18 protein-coding genes are annotated in these 21231 nt (G+C 66.9%); 3 read left to right on the top strand and 15 right to left on the bottom strand.

Annotated features, from left to right (window positions below; translation table 11 throughout):
- Window positions 1-62 precede the first annotated feature (62 nt).
- The 14 genes from ACSFBL_RS25130 to ACSFBL_RS25065 all read right to left on the bottom strand — a co-directional run bounded on the left by ACSFBL_RS25130 (window position 63) and on the right by ACSFBL_RS25065 (window position 16757).
- The gene (locus ACSFBL_RS25130) at window positions 63-1502 is read right to left on the bottom strand and encodes an efflux transporter outer membrane subunit (RefSeq protein ID WP_435518538.1); all 1440 of its coding nucleotides are present in this window, start codon (window positions 1500-1502) and stop codon (window positions 63-65) included.
- A 36-nt stretch (window positions 1503-1538) separates the two neighbouring features.
- Complete coding sequence (locus ACSFBL_RS25125; protein ID WP_435518537.1) at window positions 1539-3200, bottom strand: proton-conducting transporter transmembrane domain-containing protein; 1662 nt, start codon at window positions 3198-3200, stop codon at window positions 1539-1541.
- Window positions 3197-4726 carry a complex I subunit 5 family protein gene (locus ACSFBL_RS25120; protein ID WP_435518536.1) on the bottom strand — a complete coding sequence of 510 codons (1530 nt, stop codon included), beginning with the start codon at window positions 4724-4726 and terminating at the stop codon, window positions 3197-3199. Before ACSFBL_RS25120 ends, ACSFBL_RS25125 begins: the two co-directional genes overlap by 4 nt.
- The gene (locus ACSFBL_RS25115) at window positions 4727-5068 is read right to left on the bottom strand and encodes an NADH-quinone oxidoreductase subunit K (RefSeq protein WP_435518535.1); all 342 of its coding nucleotides are present in this window, start codon (window positions 5066-5068) and stop codon (window positions 4727-4729) included.
- On the bottom strand, window positions 5065-6006 hold the full coding sequence (locus ACSFBL_RS25110) for a hydrogenase subunit MbhD domain-containing protein (protein WP_435518534.1): 942 nt from the start codon (window positions 6004-6006) through the stop codon (window positions 5065-5067). Before ACSFBL_RS25110 ends, ACSFBL_RS25115 begins: the two co-directional genes overlap by 4 nt.
- Window positions 6003-6302 carry a cation:proton antiporter gene (locus tag ACSFBL_RS25105; protein ID WP_435518533.1) on the bottom strand — a complete coding sequence of 100 codons (300 nt, stop codon included), beginning with the start codon at window positions 6300-6302 and terminating at the stop codon, window positions 6003-6005. Before ACSFBL_RS25105 ends, ACSFBL_RS25110 begins: the two co-directional genes overlap by 4 nt.
- Window positions 6299-6580 carry an MrpF/PhaF family protein gene (locus tag ACSFBL_RS25100; RefSeq protein ID WP_435518532.1) on the bottom strand — a complete coding sequence of 94 codons (282 nt, stop codon included), beginning with the start codon at window positions 6578-6580 and terminating at the stop codon, window positions 6299-6301. The genes ACSFBL_RS25105 and ACSFBL_RS25100 overlap by 4 nt, the downstream gene beginning before the upstream one ends.
- Entirely contained in the window at window positions 6573-7073 is a 501-nt protein-coding gene (locus tag ACSFBL_RS25095) for a Na+/H+ antiporter subunit E (protein ID WP_435518531.1), read from the bottom strand. The genes ACSFBL_RS25100 and ACSFBL_RS25095 overlap by 8 nt, the downstream gene beginning before the upstream one ends.
- A 16-nt stretch (window positions 7074-7089) precedes the next feature.
- Window positions 7090-10170 carry an efflux RND transporter permease subunit gene (locus tag ACSFBL_RS25090; RefSeq protein WP_435518530.1) on the bottom strand — a complete coding sequence of 1027 codons (3081 nt, stop codon included), beginning with the start codon at window positions 10168-10170 and terminating at the stop codon, window positions 7090-7092.
- The gene (locus ACSFBL_RS25085) at window positions 10167-11243 is read right to left on the bottom strand and encodes an efflux RND transporter periplasmic adaptor subunit (RefSeq protein WP_435518529.1); all 1077 of its coding nucleotides are present in this window, start codon (window positions 11241-11243) and stop codon (window positions 10167-10169) included. The genes ACSFBL_RS25090 and ACSFBL_RS25085 overlap by 4 nt, the downstream gene beginning before the upstream one ends.
- Window positions 11244-11342: 99 nt before the next feature.
- Entirely contained in the window at window positions 11343-12533 is a 1191-nt protein-coding gene (locus ACSFBL_RS25080) for an arginine deiminase (protein WP_435518676.1), read from the bottom strand.
- A gap of 100 nt (window positions 12534-12633) precedes the next feature.
- Window positions 12634-14055: a basic amino acid/polyamine antiporter gene (locus ACSFBL_RS25075; protein WP_435518528.1), complete on the bottom strand. Its 1422-nt coding sequence runs from the start codon at window positions 14053-14055 to the stop codon at window positions 12634-12636.
- A 217-nt stretch (window positions 14056-14272) separates the two neighbouring features.
- Window positions 14273-15622: a tetratricopeptide repeat protein gene (locus ACSFBL_RS25070; RefSeq protein WP_435518527.1), complete on the bottom strand. Its 1350-nt coding sequence runs from the start codon at window positions 15620-15622 to the stop codon at window positions 14273-14275.
- Between the two features lie 88 nt (window positions 15623-15710).
- On the bottom strand, window positions 15711-16757 hold the full coding sequence (locus ACSFBL_RS25065) for an AI-2E family transporter (RefSeq protein ID WP_435518526.1): 1047 nt from the start codon (window positions 16755-16757) through the stop codon (window positions 15711-15713).
- A gap of 297 nt (window positions 16758-17054) precedes the next feature.
- On the opposite strand from ACSFBL_RS25065, the gene ACSFBL_RS25060 reads away from it, so the two are divergent.
- Complete coding sequence (locus tag ACSFBL_RS25060) at window positions 17055-18101, top strand: alpha/beta fold hydrolase (RefSeq protein WP_435518525.1); 1047 nt, start codon at window positions 17055-17057, stop codon at window positions 18099-18101.
- An 11-nt stretch (window positions 18102-18112) separates the two neighbouring features.
- Here ACSFBL_RS25060 and ACSFBL_RS25055 read toward each other — a convergent pair whose 3' ends face one another.
- The gene (locus ACSFBL_RS25055; RefSeq protein ID WP_435518524.1) at window positions 18113-19135 is read right to left on the bottom strand and encodes a class I fructose-bisphosphate aldolase; all 1023 of its coding nucleotides are present in this window, start codon (window positions 19133-19135) and stop codon (window positions 18113-18115) included.
- Between the two features lie 113 nt (window positions 19136-19248).
- On the opposite strand from ACSFBL_RS25055, the gene ACSFBL_RS25050 reads away from it, so the two are divergent.
- A complete protein-coding gene (locus ACSFBL_RS25050; RefSeq protein ID WP_435518523.1) occupies window positions 19249-19971 on the top strand; it encodes a sulfite exporter TauE/SafE family protein in 723 nt (240 codons plus the stop codon).
- Window positions 19972-20126: 155 nt separating this feature from the next.
- A complete protein-coding gene (locus ACSFBL_RS25045; RefSeq protein ID WP_435518522.1) occupies window positions 20127-21134 on the top strand; it encodes a M35 family metalloendopeptidase in 1008 nt (335 codons plus the stop codon).
- Window positions 21135-21231 lie beyond the last annotated feature (97 nt).

The following is a 21231-nucleotide window of genomic DNA, read 5'->3' as shown; positions in this document are numbered from 1 at the left end:
GGCGGGGTTTCCGGAAACTTGAGCCGCGCCGGTAGGGGCGGGGCACGGCTACGCGCCGCGCGTCACTCCGCGATGAAGGCGACCGGGCGCGGCGTGATCGAATCGGCGATGTCCACCCAGCCACCGCCCATGGCCTGGTAGACATTCACGACCTGCGTGTAGCGGTCGGTCGTCAACGCGACCGACGCGAGCTCGGCCGAGAAGAGTTCGGTCTCGGCCACCAGCACTTCGAGGTAGCCGATCAGGCCGCTCTCGAACTTCAGGCGCGACAGCCGGGCGAATTCGCGCAGGGCCCGCACGCGCTCGCGCTGGAATGCGACGCCCTCGATGGTCTTCTGCGACCCGGTGAGCGCATCGTTCGTGTCGCGGAACGCGTTCAGGACGGTCTGCTGGTAGACGAGCTGCGCCTGCTCCTTCTGCGCCTCGGCCGACTTCACCTGGCCTTCGATCGCGCCGGCAGTGAAGATCGGCCCCGTCAGGCCCGCGGCCACCTGCCACGCGGTGGCCGGCCCCGACAGGAAGTTGCCGGCCGCGGTGCTGGTCGAGCCGAAGGCGCCGGTCAGCGAGATGCTCGGGTAGTAGAGCGCGCGGGCGGCACCGATGCTGGCATTGGCGGCCACGAGGTTCTGCTCGGCCTGCAGGATGTCCGGCCGCCGGCCCAGCAGTGCCGAAGGCAGGTCGGCGGGGATCAGCGGCGCCGCGAGCTGCTCGATGCTCTTGCCGCGCGGGATCGGGCCCGGGTTCCGTCCGAGCAGGATGGAGATCCGGTTCTCGACCGCCGCGATCTGCTGCTCGATCGCCGGAATGGCGGTCTGCGCCTGCTGGTACTGCGAGCGGATCTGGCTGACTTCCGTCTTCGAGACGAGGCCCGACTTGAAGCGCAGGTCGAAGATCCGCGCCGTCTCGCCGAAGTTTGCTGCAGTACCGACGGCGATCTCGCGCTGGCGGTCGACACCGCGCAGTGCAAGGTAGCTGGTCGCCACGCCCGCTACCAGCGTGAGCACGACACCGCGCTGCGCCTGCTCGCTCGCATAGACCTGGGCCTGCGCAGCTTCGCTCTGGCGCCGTACACGACCGAAGAGATCGATCTGCCAGGTGGCGCCGAGGGCCGCCTGGTACAGCGTGAAATAGGGGCTGGCGGGATCGGGAATCGGCGGCTGCCCCTCGCGGCTCGCACGGGTCCGGCTCGCACCGCCGCTGTAGCCGAGTTGCGGATAGGCCTGCGACCCGACGACACCCAGCGTGCCGATGAACTGGTCGATCCTCGCCGCCGCCACGCGCACGTCGAGGTTCTCGCGAAGCGCCGACTCGATCAGCTCGTTCAGCACCGGATCGCCGAACTGTTCCCACCACTTCGTGTTCGCGACCTCTGCGGCCTTGGGATAGTCGATGCGCCAGGCGGTCGGCGCCTGCACCTCGGGGCGGACGTAGTTCGGTCCGACGGTGCAGGCGGTGAAGGAGAAGGCGGCGGCGACCAGCGCTGCGACGGTGAGAGATCTCATAGCGTTTTCCTCGCTGAAGTTGCGATGGTGGCCATGTCAGGCCAGCAACGCCCAGCCGAACAGCAATGACACTGCCAGCAACGCGATGCTGGCCACCGGCCACCGTCGCAAAAAGGTGTCCGTGCGCTCGAAGGCCGAGCCGGTCCCGCCGCACATCCATTTCAGATGGCCCAGGGCGATGCCGAGATCGCCCGCCGGAATGCGCGGCAGAAGGCGAGCGCCGCGGTCCAGCAGGACGGCGAGCACGGAGCCGGCCAGCACCGGCCACAGCTCCGACCAGAGCGCGGCCGGCGCCAGTGCCTTGGGCAAGGCATCGGCCGACAAGGCAAGCCAGAACGCCCACGGCACCAGCACCGATGCCACCGCCATCCCAAGCCACGAGACGATGAGCGGCACGGGCGCGCGTGCATCGGGGTCCGGGGCCGTCTGCGCCATCAGTCGACGGAGGAAGTGGACCATCAGCAGCGATGAAGCCACCGACGACACGACCGCGATGGTGCCGGCCAGCCCATCGCCCAGGATGTCCTTCGCCGCGTACTTCGTCAGCGCCCCGCCCGTCAGCGGCAGGCCCGCCAGCCCCAGCCCGATGAACGCTGCGGGAAGGAGCATCGGCCACAGGCGGCGCCGGCCCGTGAGCATGATCACGCCGACCGCCAGGAACAACGCCCCCTTCACCAGCAGGTGGTGCGCCGCATAGAAGGCCGCGGCGATGGCGGTCGTGGCATCGCCCGCGGCCAGGCCCATGCCGATCACCGCGACGACGAAGCCCATCTGGCTCACGCTGGAGTACGCCAGCACCACCTGGGGTCGCGACTGGGTGATGCCGATCGCAACGCCATAGAGCGCACCGAACATGCCGATGGCCGCGAGCGGCAGACCGAAATCGGGCAGGGCCGCATCGAACGGCAAGAAGCGGATCAGCGCAATGACGCTGGCCTTGACCACGGCGCCGCTCATCACCGCTGCCGCCGGAATCGGCGCGGCGCCGTACGCGAGCGGCATCCAGAAATGCAGGGGCACCAGCCCCGCCTTCATCCCGAGCCCGATGAGCAACAGCACCAGCGTGAGATCGCGCGTGGGGGACGTCGGCAGTGCGGCCGCGGCATCGCGGATCAGCAGGCTGCCATCCGGTGTCGCCTGCGCCAGCAGGATGAGGCCCGCCAGCAGGAACGCCTCGGCCAGCAACGCCAGGCCCAGGTAGAGAGCGCTTGCGCGCCACGCCTCGGGCCCTTCTCCCTGCAGGACGAGCCCGCTCGCGCCGACGCTCAGCACGGCGAGCAGGAAATAGAAGCCGACCATGTCCGCCGCGAGAAACACGCCGATGCTGCCGGTCAAGGTCATGAGCCAGCACACGATGAAGCCATCGGCATCCGGCCGGTCGCGCACGTAGCGCGCGGCGTAGAGGCCCGCGAGGCTCCACAACAGCGACGCCACGCCGAGCAGCATCGCGCCCGGCGCATCGAGCGCGAGCGTCAGCGCATAGCGCGCATTGCCGAGGATCAGCGCCGAGTCGCTGCCTGCGAAGAGCGCGGCCGCGAGGGCGGGCAGCGGCGCGATGACGAAGAGGCTCGACATCGGGCGGCGCAACGTCCGGAACATGCAGGCCAGCAGCATCAGCAGCGGAATGAGCAGGGCCGCAGCCAGCAGCCCCGCGGCGCCGAGCATGATCAGGAGCAGGCTGGCCGATCCGATGATCATCGCGCCCCCGCCAGTGGAATGTAGGAGCGTCCGATCTGTGTCATGTCGATCGGACTCAGCGCGGCCAGGCCGAGCAGGAAAGAGCACAGGGCCAGCGCCAAAACGGCCACCTGCTGGTAGCGCGGGACATTCGCCTTCGGCGTCCAGCCGGGGTCCGCGGGTGTCATCGCGCGGACCACCACCATGAACACATAGGCGCTCGTCAGCAGTCCGCCGGCGAGCATCACCAGCACCCACCACCATTGCGCCGTCGCGATCGCGGCCGTCAGCAACAACCACTTCGCGAGAAAGCCGCCGGAAGGCGGCAGGCCGATCAGCGATGCGCCGCCGAGCGCGAACGCGACCATCGTCATCGGCAATGCCCGACCCACGCCGCGCAGGTCCGCCACGCGATCGTGCCCAAGGGTCGAATAGATGAGGCCTGCCGCCATGAACATCGCGGCCTTCGCCGTCGCGTGCGAGATGGCCTGCAGAATTCCGCCGCTGACGGTCGACGCGCTGTCCAGTTGCGCGGCGTCCATGCCGAAGACCAGCGGGAACATCAGGAAGAGATAGCCGATCTGCGCGACCGTCGAATAGGCGATCAGCAGCTTGAGGCGCACCTGCCGCAGCGCGACGACATTGCCGACGAGGATCGCCGCCGCGCCGAGCGCCGCCAGCAGTTGCGCCGAGGGCCAGGTCACGACGTTGGCGAACACGTCGAGCCACAGGCGCACCACCAGGAACCACGCGCCCTTGATGACCAGTGCGGAAAGCAACGCGCTCGCCGCGGCCGGCGCACCGGCATGCGCGGGCGGCAGCCACAGGTGCAACGGGAACAACGCGGTCTTGGCAAGCAGCCCGGCCGTCATCAACGCTGCCGCGGCCCATGTCACCGGCTCGGGGCGGACATTCGCGGCCAGCAATCCGATGTCGAGCGTGCCGTACGCGCCATACAGCAGGAAGGCGCCCAGCAGGTAGAACATCGACCCCAGCAGCGCGTACACCAGATATCGCAGCGCCGCCTGCAGCGTCTCGCCGCGGCCGTCGAGGCTGACCAGGGGCACGCCCGCGAAGGTGAGGAGTTCGAGCGCGACGTACAGGGTGAACACATCGCCGCTCACGAACACGAGGTTGAGCGATCCCCATACCGCCAGCAGCAGCAGCCAGAACGTGAAAGGCGCCCGCGCCTCGCGCATGCCCTTCGGCGTGCCGAAATCGCCGCACGCATACACGCCGATCACGCTGACCACCACGGCGACGGCGACGAGCATCACGACGGAGAGCCCGTCGGCCCGCAGCGCGACGCCGAGGGGCGGTGTCCAGCCACCAAGCAGGTAGACGAGCGCATCGCCATGCCGCACCAGCGCCCGCGCAATGGCGAAAGCGATGCCGAGCCCGAGCAGCAGCGTGATCATCGCGACGCGCTGCGCATGGCGCCCGCCCATCACGAGTCCGACGAGCACGCCCATGAACGGCACCAGCACCGCCAGCACGAGCAGGAGGCCGCCGGGTGTCGTCAGGTCCATCGACGCGGAGAGCGGCACCTAGACCTCTCCATCGGCAGCTTTCGCCTTGGGTGGCAGGACGCCGGACAAGGTCGCGGAACCGGCTTCCTCGAACAGCCGCAACAGCAGCGCGACGGCAAGCGCGGAAGCGGCGAAGGCCACGACGATGGCGGTGATCAGCAGCGCCTGCGGCACGGGGTCGCCGCTCATCCCGGCGGCCGCGCCCCGCCGCGCGATCACTGCGCACACGATGAAGATGCCGTTGCCGATCAGGTTGAACGCGAGGATCTTGCGCAAGGGCTGCGGGTTGACGATGAGGCCGTACAGCCCGAGGCCGACCAGCACCGCGGCGCACAGCCCGAAGAGGGTCGTCGGGGTCATGGCGGCGCACTCCGTTGCGGCGCGCCGGCCAGCAGCAGGGCCAGGGTCACCGCGAGCGAGGGCATCAGCGCCGCTTCGATGACGACGATCAGCGGCTTGGCGAAGCCCTCCGGATAGCCGAGGAACGCGCCCGCGATGGCAGCGCCGGTGAAGCCGACGGCAATGAACACCGCCGGACCGCCCACGAGCACGGTGCGCAGCCAGGTGCGGCTCACCGGCGGTGCATCGGCCAGGCCGGCCATCATGACCAGCAGCCACATCGCGGCGAGGATCGTCGCGCCCTGGAACTTGCCGCCGGGGTGATCGGCACCGACCCACAGGATGTAGATGGCGACCACGATGCCGATGGGCGGCAGCACGCGCGCGAAGTACGCGAGGATGCCGTTGGGATCGACCGGCTGCCCCGCCCCCGGACGCCCTCCCCAGGCGCGATCGGGCGCCAGCGACCACACGCCGACCAGCGCGAACAGCAGCACGACCGCTTCGAGCAGCGTGTCCATCGCGCGGAACGAGAGCAGCACCGCCGTGATCGGGTTGCCGACGCCGGTCGAAGCGATGTTGGCGGCCACCTGGGGTGCGAGCGTGGGCGCGGGATCGGGCAGCGCGAGCACGCAGAAGGCGATCACTGCCGCCACGGCCATCGCGGCGACGGCGGCCAATAGCCGCGTGAAAAGCCCCGGACGGTCGGCACGGACCGCGGCCTCGGTCCTGCGCAGCCGCGACGCGGCGCCGACCAGCAATGCCCCGGTCAGACCCGCGCCAATGGCCGCTTCGGTCATCGCGACGTCGATCGCCGACAACTGCAGCCACACGAGAGTGAGCATCAAGCCATAGGGGATGAACCCGGCGACCGACGCGAAAGTGTCGCGCGCAAAGACGGTCCAGGTCGCGAGCCCCAGGAACAACAGCGCCAGCGCAATGTTCAGCGTGAGGTTCATGCTTTCGGCCCCTCGCGACGCACCGCGCGCGCAATGAGCTGGGACACGGTCGCCGACCCCAGGAGCACGAGCAGCCAGATCAGCACCAGCTTGCAAGCGGTCGACAGGCTGTCGACCTGCGGGAGCAGACCGATCACCACCAGTCCCAGCCCGAGGTTGTCGGCCTTCGTCAGCGCATGCAGCCGCGTGAAGGTATCGGGAAAGCGCAGCAGCCCCACGCTGCCGGCGAGAAAGAAGAAGGCACCCGCGCAGATGGCGACGACGGTGAAGATGTCGGCAAGCAGGTTCGTCATCATCCGTCGCTCCCGGCCTCGTCCTGCACCGACGCGGCCCCGGCCTTCACGAAGGCGATGGCCGCGAAGGCGGCAAGGATCGACAGCGTCAGCACCACGTCGATGACGGCGTCCATGTCGATCGCGGCGCCCGCCAGCAGCAGCGCCGCGATGCCCCCGGTGCCGAAGAGCTGCACGGCCATCATGCGGTCGACGTTGCCCGGCCCGCGCAACACGCCGATCAGGCCCAGCGCGACCATCGCGAGCACGAAGGCGGTGGCACCGATCAGGAAGCTATTCATGGCCTTCGCCCGCGACCAGCGCCTTGGCCAGCAACTGTTCTTCCTCGGCCATGTGCTGGGCCAGGGGCTCGGTGACGTCGAGGCTGTGGAACACGATGGTGTCCTCGGTCTCCCCGACCGGCACCGAGCCGGGCAGCAGGCTCATGATCGAGGCGAACTCGTTGCGCGCCAGCCCCGGCGGAAAACCCACCGGACACGAGACGAATCCCGGATTCATCGGCATGCGCGGATGAAACGCGCGACGGGCCACGTCGACCCCGGCAAGCACCGATTGCCACAGGAAGTGCGGAATGAACCCGAGCAGCGCGCGGAAGCGTACATGCCCGGCTTCGCGCGGAAGCAGGTGCAGGCTGGTCCAGGTCGCGCCGGCCGCGGCGACGAGTCCGAACGCGAGATCGACCGGCTCCGCACTCGGCATCAGCACAAGCCAGAGCACCATGAACATCACGCCGCGCGTCAGCGCGGTGCCGGCCAGTGATGGGGTGTTCGACATGGAGACCCCCTGCCCCTCACGCCGGATCGGTGACGGGATAGGGCGCCTCGTCGGGCGGCGGCGGCTTCTCCTTGCCGAACACCGCCACGTACACGGTCGGCAGGAACACCAGCGTCAGCAAGGTCGCCACCAGAAGGCCGCCCATGATGGCGAAGGCCATCGAGCCCCAGAACACCGTCGGCGCGATCGGTATCAGGCCCAGCACCGTCGAGATGGAGGTCAGCATCATCGGGCGCATGCGCGACGTGCCCGAGGCCATGACGGCATCGACCACGCTCTGACCCTCGGCGCGATAGGTCTCGATCTGCACGATGAGGATCACCGCGTTCTTCGCGATCATGCCGATCAGCGCGAGGATGCCGAGGATCGCGACGAAGCCCAGCGGCCGGTTGAACAGCAGCAGCGTCAACACCACGCCGATCAGCCCCAGCGGCATGATGCAGACCACCATGGCCAGCCGGCGGAAGCTCACCAGCAGCACCATCATGCTCACCAGCATCAGCACGATCATCAGCGGCACGACCGCGTAGACCGATGCGCTCGACGCGGCGCTTTCCTCGAACAGGCCACCGGTCTCGACCTTGTAGCCCTTGGGCAGCTTGGCATTGAACTCGGCCATCCTCGGTGCGAGCTTCTCGACCACCTCGTCCGGCAGCACGCCGTGGGTGACGTCCGCACGCACCGTCAGCGTCGGCAGGCGATTGCGCCGCCAGATGAGCGGCAGCTCCTGCTCCTCGGTGAAGGTCGCGAACTGGCTCAGCGGCACCATGCGCCCGGTGGGCGTGGGCACCTGCAGCGAACTCAGCGTCTGGAAGGACACGCGCTGTTCGTCGGTGGCGCGCGCCACGACGTTGACGAGGTAGATGTCGTCGCGGACCTGGGTCACCGGCGACCCCGTGACCGCCGCGTTCAGGATGCCCGCCAGCGTGCGCGTGCTCACGCCCAGTTGCCGCGCCTCGTCCTGGTTGATGTGGACCCGGACCTGGCGCGCGGGCTCCATCCAGTCGTAGTTGACATGACGCACGCGGCCGTCGGAGCCGAGGATGTCGGCCACTTCGAGCGCGTACCTGCGCACCACGTTCGCATCGGGCCCGGTCACGCGGTACTGCAAGGGCCAGCCCACCGGCGGCCCGAGTTCGAGCGGAGACACGCGGGCGACCACGTCCGGGAACTGCTCCGCCAGCGCCTTCTCCAGCTTGAGCTGCAGCCTGTCGCGCGCATCGAGGTCCTTGGCCACCACGACGAACTGCGCGAAGAAGGGATTCGCCAACTGCACGTTGAGCGTGAGGATGAAGCGGATCGCGCCGCGCCCGACATAGGTGCTGAAGTGATCCACGTCGGGGTCGTCCTTCAGGAGTACCTCGAAGCGCTCCGCCTGTGTCTGTGTCGCGTGGATCGAGGCGTTCTGCCGCAAGGTCATGTCGATCGTCAGCTCGGGGCGGTCCGACGCCGGGAAGAACTGCCGCGGCACGAATTGCAGCAGGAAGATCGTCGCCACGAACGCGGCGATGGTCAGCCCGATGGTCAGCCATTTCGCGCGGATCGCGCCCCGCAGGAACTTGCCGTAGTACTCGACCACCTTGCTCGGCTTGGGCTGCGCCGCATCGGGCTTGGGCGCCTTGAGGATCGCCTTGCCGACCAGCGGCGAGAAGATGACGGCGCCGAGCCACGACACGAGCAGCGCGATGGCGACGACGGCGAAGATCGAGAAGGTGTATTCGCCCGCGGAACTCCGCGCGAAGCCGATCGGCACGAAGCTCGAGATGGACACCAGCGTGCCGATCAGCATCGGCGCGGCGAGCGTGCGGTAGGCGAAGGTCGCGGCCTGGTCCTTGGTGTCGCCGGCGGCGAGCCTGTTGATCATCGCGTCGACGGTGGTCATCGCGTCGTCCACGAGCAGGGTCAGCGCGATGATCAGCGCGCCGAGCGATACGCGGTGAAGGTCGATGTGCAGCACGTCCATGATGGCGAACACGATCGCCAGCGTGAGGGGGATGGACAGCGCCACCACCGTGCCCGGCCGAACGCCCAGGCTCACGAAGCTGCACACCAGGATGATGATGATGGCCTGCCACAGCGAGGCCATGAAGTCATTGATCGCCACGTCGACCGTGACGGCCTGGTCCGCGACCAGCGTCGGCTGGATGCCGTGCGGCAGGTCGGCCGTGATGTCCGCCATCTCGGCGCGGATGTTGCGGCCGAGCGCGAGGATGTCGCCCGCATCGCGCATCGCGATCGCCAGCCCGATGGCGGGCTTGCCGTTGACGCGGAACATCGGCTGCGGCGGATCGACGAAGCCGCGCCGCACCGTCGCGATATCGCCCAGGCGAATGATGCGGTTGCCCACGACGAGGTTGACCGCCTCGATGTCGCGCTCCGAATCGAAGGCGCCGGTCACGCGCATGAAGACGCGCTCCTGCTCGGTCTGGATGGTGCCGGCCGGCCGCACGATGTTCTGCGCCTGCAGCGCGCCAACGATGGTCGGATAGTCCAGCCGCAGTCCGGCGAGGCGCTCGGTGGAGAACTCGATGAAGATCTGCTCGTCCTGCGCGCCCATCACCTCGATCTTCGAGACATCGGGCACCTGCAGCAGGCGCGAGCGTGCCGCCTCGACGTAGTCGCGCAGTTCGCGGAAGGTGAAGCCGTCGGCCGTGAATGCGTAGATGATCCCGAAGGTGCTGCCGAAGTCGTCGTTGAAGAAGGGCCCGACCACGCCGGCCGGCAGCGTCTGCCGCATGTCGCCGATGTTCCGGCGCACCTGGTACCAGATGTCGGGAACCGCCGCCGCCGGCGTCGACTGCTCGAGGTCGACGAAGATGGTCGTCTGGCCCGCGACCGTGTAGCTGCGCACGCGGTCGAGATGGTTGGTCTCCTGCAGCGTGCGTTCGAGCCGCTCGGTGACCTGCTGCAGGGTCTCGTCGACCGTCGCACCGGGCCAGCCGGCCGCGACGACCATGGTGCGGAAGGTGAAGATCGGATCTTCCGCCCGCCCAAGGCGAATGAAGGACAGCGTCCCCGCGACCACCGCGATGATCATCAGGAAGATCACCAGCGAGCGCTTGGAGAGCGCCCACTCCGACAGGTTCGGCCCGATCACTGCGCGGCCTCGAGCATGCGGACCTTCTGGCCGGGCCGCAGCGCCTGGACGCCCGCGGTCACGACCACATCGCCGGGTGAAAGGCCCGACGTGACCTGCACGCGTGCCGCGTCATAGGCCCGCACCTCGATGGCACGGGCCGAGACAGTCCCGGCCTTCGGATCGACCACCCACACGGACGCGCTCTTGCCCGAACGGTTGAGCGCCGTCGCGGGAATGTCGATGGCCGGCGCGGCATCGAGCTTCATGCGCCCGTTCACCGTCGAGCCCAGCCGCATCGCGGCGGGCGGGTTGACCAGGCGGACCCTGACGCTGAAGGTGCCGGTCACCGGGTCGGCACGGGGCGACACCTCGCGCACCTGTCCCTGCGCCGTCACGGCCGGATCGCTGACCAGCGAGACGGTGATGTCGGGATTCGACGGGGCGCTGTTCTTCACCTGCGCGGGCACGTCGAAGACCGCATCGCGCGCACCCTCGCGCGCGACCTGCACGATCATGCGGCCGGCCTGCACCACCTCGCCCGGCTCCGGCCCGCGTGCCGTCACGATGCCGGACACGTCGGCGACCAGGCGGGTGTAGCTCAAGCGGTTCTGCGCAAGCGTCACCAGCGACTGGGCCGACTCGACCTGCGACTGCGCCACTTTCAGCATCGCCTCCGCCTGCTCGAAGGAAGCGCGCGAGACAGCATCTTCCTTGAGCAGGTCGCGCAGACGCGCGTGGCTGGTGCGGGCCTCCAGGGCCTGTGCCTGCGCCGCGGCCAGTTGCGCACGCGCGGACTGCAGGCTGCTCTCCTCGTTGAGCGGGTCGAGCCTCGCGAGCACCTGGCCGGGCTTCACCCTATCGCCGATCTCCACGTTGCGCTCGACCAGCCTGCCGTCGATGCGGAAGGACTGGTTGATCTCGGTCTGTGCCTGCACGGAACCGGTGAGGGTCACCGTGTCGCCGATCGCGCGCTTCTCGATCGTCATCACGCGGACCGGCCGGACCTCCGCCACCGGCGCCTCTTCCGCGCGCTTGCATCCGGACAGGAGAACCAGTGTCACGAGCGCGAAGAGCGCTGTCGTCCTGGGCACATGAGCAACTCGTTGGGCAGCGGTAGTCACTGGCACGGATCGTTGTCCTATCGAAGTCGGCGGCGGGTCTGCCGCCGCGCGGGTCGGGGTCGGTTCAGCTCAGAAGTCCACCGCGTCGCGCACGATCGGGCAGGTCATGCAGTGGCCGCCGCCACGACCGCGTCCGAGTTCGGCGCCCACGATGGTGATCACCTCGATGCCCTGCTTGCGCAGCAGCGTGTTGGTGTAGGTGTTGCGGTCGTACGCATAAACCACGCCCGGCGATGCGCACACCAGGTTGGCGCCGCTGTCCCATTGCGTGCGCTCGCGCTGGTAGTCGCTGCCGCCGGCTTCCACGACGCGCAGCTTCTTGAAGCCCAGCGCCTGCGCCACGACGTCGACGAAGGGCTTGTTCTCGGCATGCAGTTCGACGCCGCTCGGATGGCTGCTCGGACGGTACGAGTACGTCCGCGTCTGATTCATGAAGTCCGGCGCGAGCAGCACGCAGTCGCGGTCGGCGAAGGTGAAGACCGTGTCGAGGTGCATCGCCGCACGGATCTTGGGCATGGCCGCGACGATGACGCGCTCGGCCGCCCCTTTCTTGAACAGCGTGGCCGCCAGCTGGCTGATGGCCTGGCGCGATGTGCGCTCGCTCATGCCGATGAGCACGTTGCCCTTGCCGATGGGCATGACGTCGCCGCCTTCGAGCGTGGCCAGGCCGTGGTCCGCGGTCGGGTCGCCCCACCACACGTTCACCTTGCCGGCGAAGTCGGGATGGAACTTGTAGATCGAGGTCGTGAGGATGGTCTCTTCGTGGCGCGCGGGCCAGTAGAGGGGATTGAGCGTCACGCCGCCGTAGATCCAGCAGGTGGTGTCGCGGGTGTAGAGCGTGTTGGGCAGCGGCGGCAGCAGGTACTCGGTGGCACCGGCGGCCTCGCGCGCGACCTCCAGCGCCTTGCCGCCGTGCGTCTCTGGAAAGTCGTGGGTCGACAGGCCGCCGATCAGCGTCTCGGCCAGCGTGCGGTTGTCGAGCCCTTCGAGGTAGCTGCGCAGTTCGTCGATGAAGCCGAGCCCGACCTGGTTGGGCACCACCTGGTTGTCGAGGATCCATTTCTTGCCCTCGGGCACTGCGACGGTCTCGGCGAGCAGGTTGTGCATCTCCAGCACTTCGACGCCGCGGTCGCGCATCTTCGTGATGAAGTCGAAGTGGTCGCGCTTGGCGTTCTCCACCCACAGCACGTCGTCGAAGAGAAGCTGGTCGCAGTTGCTGGGCGTGAGCCGCGAGTGCGCGAGGCCCGGTGCGCACACCATCACCTTCCGCAGCTGGCCTACTTCGGAGTGAACACCGAATGCGGTGGGCTTTGTCTCTGTTGCCATGACGTTCTCCTGTGTCGGTATCCGGCCGGGATGGCTAGATGGTGATGTAACCGGTCGCCAGCCAGTAGATGCCGATGACGGCACCGATGACCGCAACGATGAAGATGATCCAGTCGATGGGCGTGAACACCTGCTTGCCCTGTTCGCGCCGCGCCCAGATGTAGAGGATGGTCCCGGGCGCGTAGAGCACGGCGGACAGCACGAGGAACTTGAGTCCGCCCGCGTAGATCATGAAGACCGTGTAGATGCAGGCCACCCCCGCCATGATCAGGTCGCGCTGGCGCTCGTTGGGGCGCACCTGGTAGGTCTCGCCACGCTTCGAGATCATGAAGCCGTACGCGGCCACGAAGAGGTACGGAATCAGCGCCATCGCGCTCGTGAGGTTGAGCATCAGCGCGAACGCATCGCGCGACCAGTAGGTCGTGATCACGATCAGTTGCACGATGATGTTCGACAGCCACAGCGCATTGGCGGGCACCTTGTTGGCGTTCTCCCTGGCGAAGAGCGCCGGCATGTCCTTCGTCTTCGCGGCCGTGAACAGCACCTCCGCGCAGATGAGCGACCACGCGAGGTACGCACCCAGCACGGAAATGATGAGGCCGATGCTCACGAAGATCGCCCCCCAGGGTCCGACCACCGCTTCGAGCACCGTCGCCATCGAGGGCTGGCGCATGCCGGCGATGTCGGGCCTGTTCAGCACGGCGTAGGGCAGCATGCTGACCAGGACCATGAGCCCCGTGACTCCGACGAAGCCGAGGATCGTGGCCTTGCCGACGTCGGACCGCTCCTTGGCGAAGCGCGAATACACGCTCGCGCCTTCGATGCCGAGGAACACGAAGACCGTGACGAGCATCGTCGCCCGCACCTGCTCGAAGATGCCGCCTTCCAGTCCGGCGCCATAGAAGTTGGTCCGGAACAGGTCCATCTTGAAGGAGAAGATCAGGATGACGATGAAGACCAGGATCGGGATGATCTTGGCCACCGTGACCACGCTGTTGATGAAGGCCGCCTGTTGCACGCCCTTCAGGATCATGAAGTGGAAGAGCCAGATGCCGATCGACGCCACCACGATCGCGACCACCGTGTTGCCGTCGCCGAAGACCGGGAAGAAAGCACCGAGCGTGGACTTGATCAGTACCCAGTACGAGACGTTGCCGATGCAGCTGCCGATCCAGTAGCCGAAGGCCGAGAGAAAGCCCGGGTAGTCACCGAAGCCGGCCTTGGCATAGGCGAAGACACCGGCGTCGAGATCGGGCTTGCGCTCCGCGAGCGACTGGAAGACGCGCGCGAGCATGTACATGCCCGTGCCGGCGATGAGCCACGCGATGACCGCGCCGAACGGTCCCGTGGCGTTCGCAAAGGTACGCGGCAGGGAAAAGATCCCCGCGCCCACCATGCCGCCCACCACCATCGCGGTGAGCTGCATTCGGGACATCTTCTGCTCGGTCGAAGCCATGGAATCTCCTCGCTTTTTTATGCGTTGATTCGCCTACCGACTCCCTGATTTCCGCTTCGCCTGATGCATTCGAGAATGACTGTTTCCCCTGGGAAACAACAAGACGTCGAGCACTACCCTTTCATGCCATTGGCCCTGTCCGAACGAGCATCAGTGGCTCAACTATCTTTGTCAATAGCACTTATGGGCACACGATGCGAGCCCATTGAACAGAGGCTCAGAAGCCCTTGCGCACGTTGATCCACAAGTCTGTGGAGCTGTAGTTGAATCCGACGGAGTTGCTGTGATCCCTGATCCAGAGTAGCTCCGGGCGCAGCGTCCAAGTGGGCGCGAATTCCCAGACCACGTAGAGGCCGACCTCGTAGAGGTTGTCCTTGCGGCGCAGCACGACCGTGTTGTCGAGTGTGTCCGGATGAAAGTGCACGGCATCCTGGTTGAACGCATTGCGCTCCCACCATGCGAAGGTGCCCCAGCTGAAGCGCTTGTTCACCGTGAAGTCCAGCGCGACCGTGGCACCGAAGACGTTCGAGTCGCCGTCGGGCCGGTTCGTGGCGTAGTTGCGGCCGCCGTGCGCGGTGATCGACAGGCTCCCGTCCCCTTCCATGAGCGAGCGGACCCAGCCCGCGGAAAGGAGTGCGGTGGTGCGGCTCAGGTCGCGCAGGTTGCCGTCCGGATACCTGCGCCGCCGCACATCCACGCCCGTCGTGAACTGGTTGTCGGGGTCGTAGCGCATCCGGTAGTCGGCGAAGATCGACACGTCGTTGCGGTAGTCGCCGTTGCCGCGGTAGCTGGTCCGGCCCCTGAAGCCGGCCGCCAGATTGTTCTCTCCCAATGCCTTGCTTCCTGCAAGCCGCCAGCGCAGGTCGGAATCGTTTCGGCTGTCGGCGTTGTCGTAGTGCCTGAAGCGGTAATCGAGGGTGGTGTCGATCGCATAACCGTTCTGCAGTGCGTAGTTGGCGCCGCCGCCCGTGCGCAGGTTGTAGAAGGTATCGCTCCGGTCGCCGCCGCCGAGCGCCCGGGTGCCGGAGGTCTCGTTGACGCGATAGCGGCCGACGCCGGTTTCCGCATAGCCGAAGCCCGTCAAGGCCCTGCCCTCGTCGAGGGATTGCCGCGCCGCCTGGTCGTAGATCTCCACTTGCGACAGGACGTCGGGCGGCAGGTTGTCGAAGCGCAGCACCGTCTCGAACTCGATCTTCGCTTCGGTGTACTTGCCGAGCGCGAAGTAGGCACGGCCGAGTGCCAGATGGGTCGCGACGGAATCCGGTCGCGCCGCGATGCTGCGCTCGAAGAGCGCCTTGGCCTTCTCGTCGCGGTGGGTGCCCAGTGCGGCACGCCCCAGCAGATAGGTGAAGGTCGCGTCGCCCGCGCTGCTCTCTTCGAACGGCGCGAGCAGGTCATAGGCTTCCTGGTACTTGCCATCGCGCACCAGTTGTTCCGCGCGAGGAAGGTCGGGATCGGCCGCATACGCATTCGTGCCCAGCACGGCCATCGAGATGACGAGTGCCCGCATGGCCGAGCGCCACGACGAACGCGATCGAATACAGCGCGCAAGACGGATCACGTTCATTGTCGATGTCTCCTCTGTCCCGGACCTGCCCGAAAACATTAGACACCCGACAACCGGCCGCACGCAATGCGACCTCGGTACATGGCCCTCAGGGCTTGCCGTCGCGCGAGAGCAGCACCGCGAAAGGCCGCGTGCCCGGAAACTCCGAGAAGATGATCGTGAGCATCGCGGTGATCGGCACCGCCAGGAAGGCACCTGGCACGCCCCACAGCGCCACCCACACCGCCAGGCTCACGAGGATCGCGAAGGGGCTCAGGTTGAGCGAGTTGCCCATGACATACGGATCGAGGAAGTTGCCGATGACGAACTGGATGACGGTCAGCCACAGCAGGATCGGCAGCACATGCGACGCATCGCCGAACTGCGCCATCGCCATGGCGGCGGGGAGCAGCACGCTCAGGAACGAACCGATGTACGGGACGAAGTTGAGCAGCACGATCATCACCGCCCAGAACGGCGCGAACTCAAGACCGAGAAAGCGCATGACCGCATAGCTCAGCACGCCGAGCAGCACGCCGAGGAAGGTCTTGAGCGCGAGATAGGCACCCACGCGCGAATTGATGTCGGCGATCACCTGCCGGATGCGCTGCGCATGCTGCGGGCTCCGGGCGATGGCGGAGATCTTCGCGTCGAGATGGCTGCGCTCGACGAGCAGGAAGCATGCGTAGAGCGCCACGATCACCACGCTGGCGAAGACCGACGACACGGACGACAGCGCGGACCCGACCAGCCTTTGCAGGCTCACCTGCGCGAGGAAATCGCGCCGCAACGTAGTCCACGTGGGCTCCGATTCGATGTGCAGGAACACGGCGATCTGCTGGACCGCGGCAAGCAACGACTCCTGGTAGCGCGGCGCCTGTGCGATCACGCTGTCCTTGTTCGCGAGGACCGTGTAGACCACCATGAAGAGGCCGAACGCGATGATCAGCACCGACAGGATCGAGATGACGAAGGGCGGAAGCTTGGGCCCGAGCAGGGGGATCCGGGCGATGAGCCGGGCCAGGCCGAGGATCACGTACACCACGAAGACGCTGAACATGATCGGGACGAACACATCCCTTCCGATGAAGAAGATCCAACCGATCATCAATGCGATGGCCGTGCCATACACGAAGGTTTGAAACCGGTGGTTCATCTTGATTGCAGCTCCGCGAAAACGGGGAAAGGCCGGGGCGGCCGTGCCAGAAAGCGCGCGTGATCTTATGTGATGGCCGGGCGACCCGCGTGCGTCCGGACCGATGATCGACGCCCTCGATCGATGCGCCAAGTGCTTCGCATTGGGCACGGTGCATGGTGTGAACGCGGCAATTTACTGTGTGCAACGCGCCCGCAGATACAGAGGGATACGGTGCAGTGGCGACGCGACGCTGCCGCCGTCAACATCACGTTGCAACGCAGATCACCCCTCTTCCGGATTCCCAAGGAGCCTTCCATGTCAGTCCCATCCAACCTGCCCCGTCGCTCGTTCCTGGGCGCCGCTGCGATCGGCGCGGCCTCCCAACTGGTCGCGGCCATGCCGGCCTTCGCCCAGTCCTCCGCCTCGCCGAATGCTTCGACCGCAAGTCGCGCGTCGCCGCAGAAGCGACTCGAACCACTCAAGAGCATCGACGCCGGCTCACTCAACGTGGGCTACTTCGAAGCGGGCCCTGCCAATGGTGCACCGGTGATCCTTCTGCACGGCTGGCCCTACGACATCCACACCTATGTCGATGTGGCGCCGATGCTGGCCGCGGCCGGCTACCGCGTGATCGTTCCGCACCTGCGCGGCTACGGCACCACCCGCTTCCTTTCGAACGACACCGTCCGCAACGGCCAGCAGGCGGTGGTCGCCGTCGACATCATCGCCCTGATGGATGCGCTGAAGATCGACAAGGCCACGGTCGCCGGCTGCGACTGGGGTGCGCGCACGGCCTGCATCATGGCCGCGCTGTGGCCCGCGCGGGTGAACGCGCTGGTGTCGGTCAGCGGCTACCTGATCGGCAGCCAGGAGGCCGGCAAGATTCCGCTGCCGCCGCAGGCGGAGCTGCAGTGGTGGTACCAGTACTACTTCGCCACCGAGCGGGGACGCGCCGGCTACGAGAAGAACCGGCACGACTTCGCCAAGCTGATCTGGCAGATCGCCTCGCCGAAGTGGGCTTTCGATGACGCGACTTTCGACCGCAGCGCGTTGTCATTGGACAACCCCGACCACGTGAGCATCGTGGTCCACAACTACCGCTGGCGGCTCGGGCTGGCCGAGGGCGAGGCGAAGTACGCCGATCTCGAAGCGAAGCTGGCGAAGGCCCCGGTCATCGCGGTGCCGACCATCACGCTCGAAGGCGATGCCAATGGCGCGCCGCACCCAGAGCCCAGCGCCTACGCGAAGAAGTTCTCGGGGCCCTACGAGCATCGGCTCGTCAAGGGCGGCATCGGGCACAACCTGCCGCAGGAAGCGCCGGAAGCCTTCGCAGCGGCCGTGGTGGACGTGAAGCGCCTCTGAGCGCAGACGCGCTACGCGGAACGTTCCATCGCCGCTTCGTACTTCCCCTCGCTCGCGGCGCCGTTGAGCCGCGCGCGCGTGCGGAGCGCATCCTGGGCGGCCCGCGCCTGGTCGGGCTTTCCTTGCCACGCCTGTAGCGCCGGGTCCTGCAGCGCCCGGCCATAGGAAAAGCTCAGGCTCCACGGCAGCGGCCCCAGCCGATGGAGCGCATCCAGATTGGCCGTGGCTTCGGCAGGCGATTGCCCTCCCGAGAGGAAGTTGATGCCCGGCACGGCCGGAGGCACCGTGCGCCGCAGCACGCGAAGGGTCGCTTCGGCCACTTCGGCGGGCGTCGCCTGCCTTGAATGGGTCTTGCCGGGCACCACCATGCTCGGCTTGAGCAGCACGTGCTCCAGCACGACGCGGTGCCGATGCAGCGCATGGAAGACTGCGTGCAGCACGTCCTCGGTGACCTCGGCACAGCGCGCCATCGTGTGGTCGCCGTCGATCAGCACTTCCGGCTCGACGATAGGCACCACGCCCTCGGCCTGGCAGACCGCGGCGTAACGCGCGAGCGCTTCAGCGTTGGCCTCGACGGCGGCCCTGCCCGGCAGCACTTCGGAGATGTTGTAGACCGCGCGCCACTTGGCGAAGCGCGCGCCCTGCTGCTTGTAGCCCTGCAGCCGTTGCGCAAGACCGTCCAGCGCCAGCGTGATCTCGTCGCCCGGCGACAGCGCCAGCGGGACCTTGCCGGCATCGACCTTGATGCCCGGCACGATCCCCAGCCGCGCCGCAAGTTGCGCGAGCGGCTCGCCGTCGTCGCCGCGCTGGCCCAGCGTCTCCTCGTACAGGATGACGCCGCTCACGAACTGGCCGAGGTCCGGCGTCGACAGCAGCAGGCTGCGGTAGGCGCGCCGGTTCTCCTCGGTCGACTCGACGCCGATCGCCTTGAATCGCTTGGCGATCGTCGGCCCGCTTTCGTCGGCGGCCAGGATGCCCTTGCCCTTCTTGACCAGTGCCTTCACCGTGGCTTCAAGTTCGCTCGAGATGTCCATGTCGGTCTCCGTTCGGAACGGCCAGTCTCCTGCCGGGAGGCGCTTCGACGCAAGTCCCTGTTGGCCGTGATGCCAAAATGCCTTCGGGTGCGAGGCGAAACGAAGGAAGCGAATTGCAGCAGGGCGACGTGTGGGTGCTGATCGTGGGATTGATTGCGGGCACGGTCAGCGGCGTCATCGGCACGGGCTCGTCCGTGATGCTGCTGCCGGTGCTGGTGCATGCCTTCGGCCCGAAGCAGGCCGTGCCGATCATGGCGGTGGCGGCTGTCGTCGGCAATGTCGGGCGCGTGCTCGCCTGGCGCCGCGAAGTCGACTGGCGCGCCGTCGCCGCCTATGCGCTGCCCGGCGCACCGGCTGCGGCGCTCGGTGCAAGGACGCTGTGGGCGATGCCCGCCCATGCCGTCGATGTCGCGCTGGGCGTCTTCTTCGTGCTGATCGTGCCCGTGCGCCACATCCTGCAACGGCGTCAGTGGCGATTGAATCTCTGGCAACTGGCCGTCGTCGGCGCGGGGGTCGGGTTCCTGACCGGCGTGGTCCTGTCGACGGGTCCGCTCAGCGTGCCGGCCTTCTCCGCCTATGGCCTCGTGAAAGGTGCATTCCTCGCCACCGAGGCTGCGAGCGCGCTGCTCCTGTATGCGAGCAAGGTCCTGACCTTCTCGACACTGGGCGCGCTGCCGCTGGATCTGGCGCTCAAGGGCCTGATCGTCGGCGGCGCCCTGACGGCCGGCACCTTCATCGGCAAGGCCTTCGTGCTGCGCCTGCCGGCGGTGGTGTTCCAGCGGCTGCTGGACACGATGCTGCTGCTGTCGGGCCTGGCGCTGCTCGCCGCGGCCTAAGCGCTCGACTTCAAGCCACCCAGCGTCACGCTGAGGTGGCATTTTTTGCCGGCGGTGAAATCTCGCCAGCAGAATCAGACGAATCTCATTTCCTTTTTCGTCACCGGCAAGGCTAGCCTCGGCTCCTTGGAAACGAGACGAAGGAGTACACAGTGATGAGACGAGTTGCGGTAGTTGGCGACCCTCTGCGCCCCGGCGGGCAGGTGCTGCCGTACACCGGGCCGAGTTCGACCATCCATGGCCATCGAATGGCGCTGATTGGCGGCCGGGCCTATTGCGACAGCTGTGGCAGCGTTGGCGTCATCGCGAAAGCGGGTGGCCCGAGGCGTGGCATGTTCTACGGCGCCGAAGTCGCCCTCGAGGGAGATGTGGTCGTCTGCCAATGCCGAACCCATCCGCAGATCGTGTCTGTCCTCCAGACGACGTCGACCTGCGACGACCTGGGTGGAGCGCTGAGTTCTACCCTAGGCATCCCCAACTTCGGTTCGGTCACCGGTTCAAGTGTTGCTGCACTTAAAAAGACGGCGGACGGCCCCTTTTCGCATGAGGCCGAGCCCAGCGAAAGCATCTGCCCGAACATGACGGACAAACAGTTCGCAGAAGAGGTGCTGACGTTGAGGGATCGCGCAGCGGCCCTCGCGACCGAGCGGCTTTCGGACTTGGGTCGCTGGGACCGGAACGCTCAGACTCACGTGAAGAAGTGGTTCGGTCAAGCCAATGACGAGGTTCGGGGCTACCTGCAGAACGGCATTCATGCATGCATTCGTGTGCTTCGAGACTTGAAGGCTACGAACTTCGTACGCTACGTTGAGGGAGACGACAAGCACACTGGATGTTCCTTTCCGAGCAACGCCGACCTCGGGACGGCCGCGGCTGTATGCAAACCCGACCTCGCCACGAGGACCATCGCGATTGCGCCAAAGTTCTGCGCGTTGCATAGGGACAAGGTGATCTTCGGCAGCAGCACCATCAAGCTTGGCGATTCGCAGTTGTTGACGCTCGTTCACGAAGTGACCCACTTCCAGGATGTCTTCAATTCGAACGACACTTGGTACACGAGCAGCGAGTCGCTCTATCAGATCAAGAACGCGTCGAACTACCGGAGGGCGCTTCAGAACGCAGACAGCCTGGCTTCGTACATATTGAACCGCCCCGGATTTTGAGGAGGCTCCTTCGATTGAGAATGGAGCCAAGATGAGAAAGTCACCGAAGTTTTCCCCTGAGGTCATGGAGCGCGCGGTGCGCATGGTCTTTGACGCC

The organism is Variovorax glacialis (genome assembly GCF_051216375.1).
Classification (GTDB): domain Bacteria; phylum Pseudomonadota; class Gammaproteobacteria; order Burkholderiales; family Burkholderiaceae_C; genus Variovorax.
The sequence above is the reverse complement of the archived record's forward strand: the minus strand, read 5'-3'. Positions and strand labels throughout refer to the sequence as shown.

Bases quoted from the DNA above. Each gene is read 5' to 3' on its own strand.
- ACSFBL_RS25130 (WP_435518538.1), bottom strand. From the start codon at position 1,502: ATGAGATCTCTCACCGTCGCAGCGCTGGTCGCCGCCGCCTTCTCCTTC.
- ACSFBL_RS25125 (WP_435518537.1), bottom strand. From the start codon at position 3,200: ATGATCATCGGATCGGCCAGCCTGCTCCTGATCATGCTCGGCGCCGCG.
- ACSFBL_RS25115 (WP_435518535.1), bottom strand. From the start codon at position 5,068: ATGACCCCGACGACCCTCTTCGGGCTGTGCGCCGCGGTGCTGGTCGGC.
- ACSFBL_RS25110 (WP_435518534.1), bottom strand. From the start codon at position 6,006: ATGAACCTCACGCTGAACATTGCGCTGGCGCTGTTGTTCCTGGGGCTC.
- ACSFBL_RS25105 (WP_435518533.1), bottom strand. From the start codon at position 6,302: ATGATGACGAACCTGCTTGCCGACATCTTCACCGTCGTCGCCATCTGC.
- ACSFBL_RS25100 (WP_435518532.1), bottom strand. From the start codon at position 6,580: ATGAATAGCTTCCTGATCGGTGCCACCGCCTTCGTGCTCGCGATGGTC.
- ACSFBL_RS25095 (WP_435518531.1), bottom strand. From the start codon at position 7,073: ATGTCGAACACCCCATCACTGGCCGGCACCGCGCTGACGCGCGGCGTG.
- ACSFBL_RS25080 (WP_435518676.1), bottom strand. From the start codon at position 12,533: ATGGTGTGCGCACCGGGCCTCGCGCACTCGCGGCTCACGCCCAGCAAC.
- ACSFBL_RS25075 (WP_435518528.1), bottom strand. From the start codon at position 14,055: ATGGCTTCGACCGAGCAGAAGATGTCCCGAATGCAGCTCACCGCGATG.
- ACSFBL_RS25070 (WP_435518527.1), bottom strand. From the start codon at position 15,622: ATGAACGTGATCCGTCTTGCGCGCTGTATTCGATCGCGTTCGTCGTGG.
- ACSFBL_RS25065 (WP_435518526.1), bottom strand. From the start codon at position 16,757: ATGAACCACCGGTTTCAAACCTTCGTGTATGGCACGGCCATCGCATTG.
- ACSFBL_RS25060 (WP_435518525.1), top strand. From the start codon at position 17,055: ATGTCAGTCCCATCCAACCTGCCCCGTCGCTCGTTCCTGGGCGCCGCT.
- ACSFBL_RS25055 (WP_435518524.1), bottom strand. From the start codon at position 19,135: ATGGACATCTCGAGCGAACTTGAAGCCACGGTGAAGGCACTGGTCAAG.
- ACSFBL_RS25045 (WP_435518522.1), top strand. From the start codon at position 20,127: ATGAGACGAGTTGCGGTAGTTGGCGACCCTCTGCGCCCCGGCGGGCAG.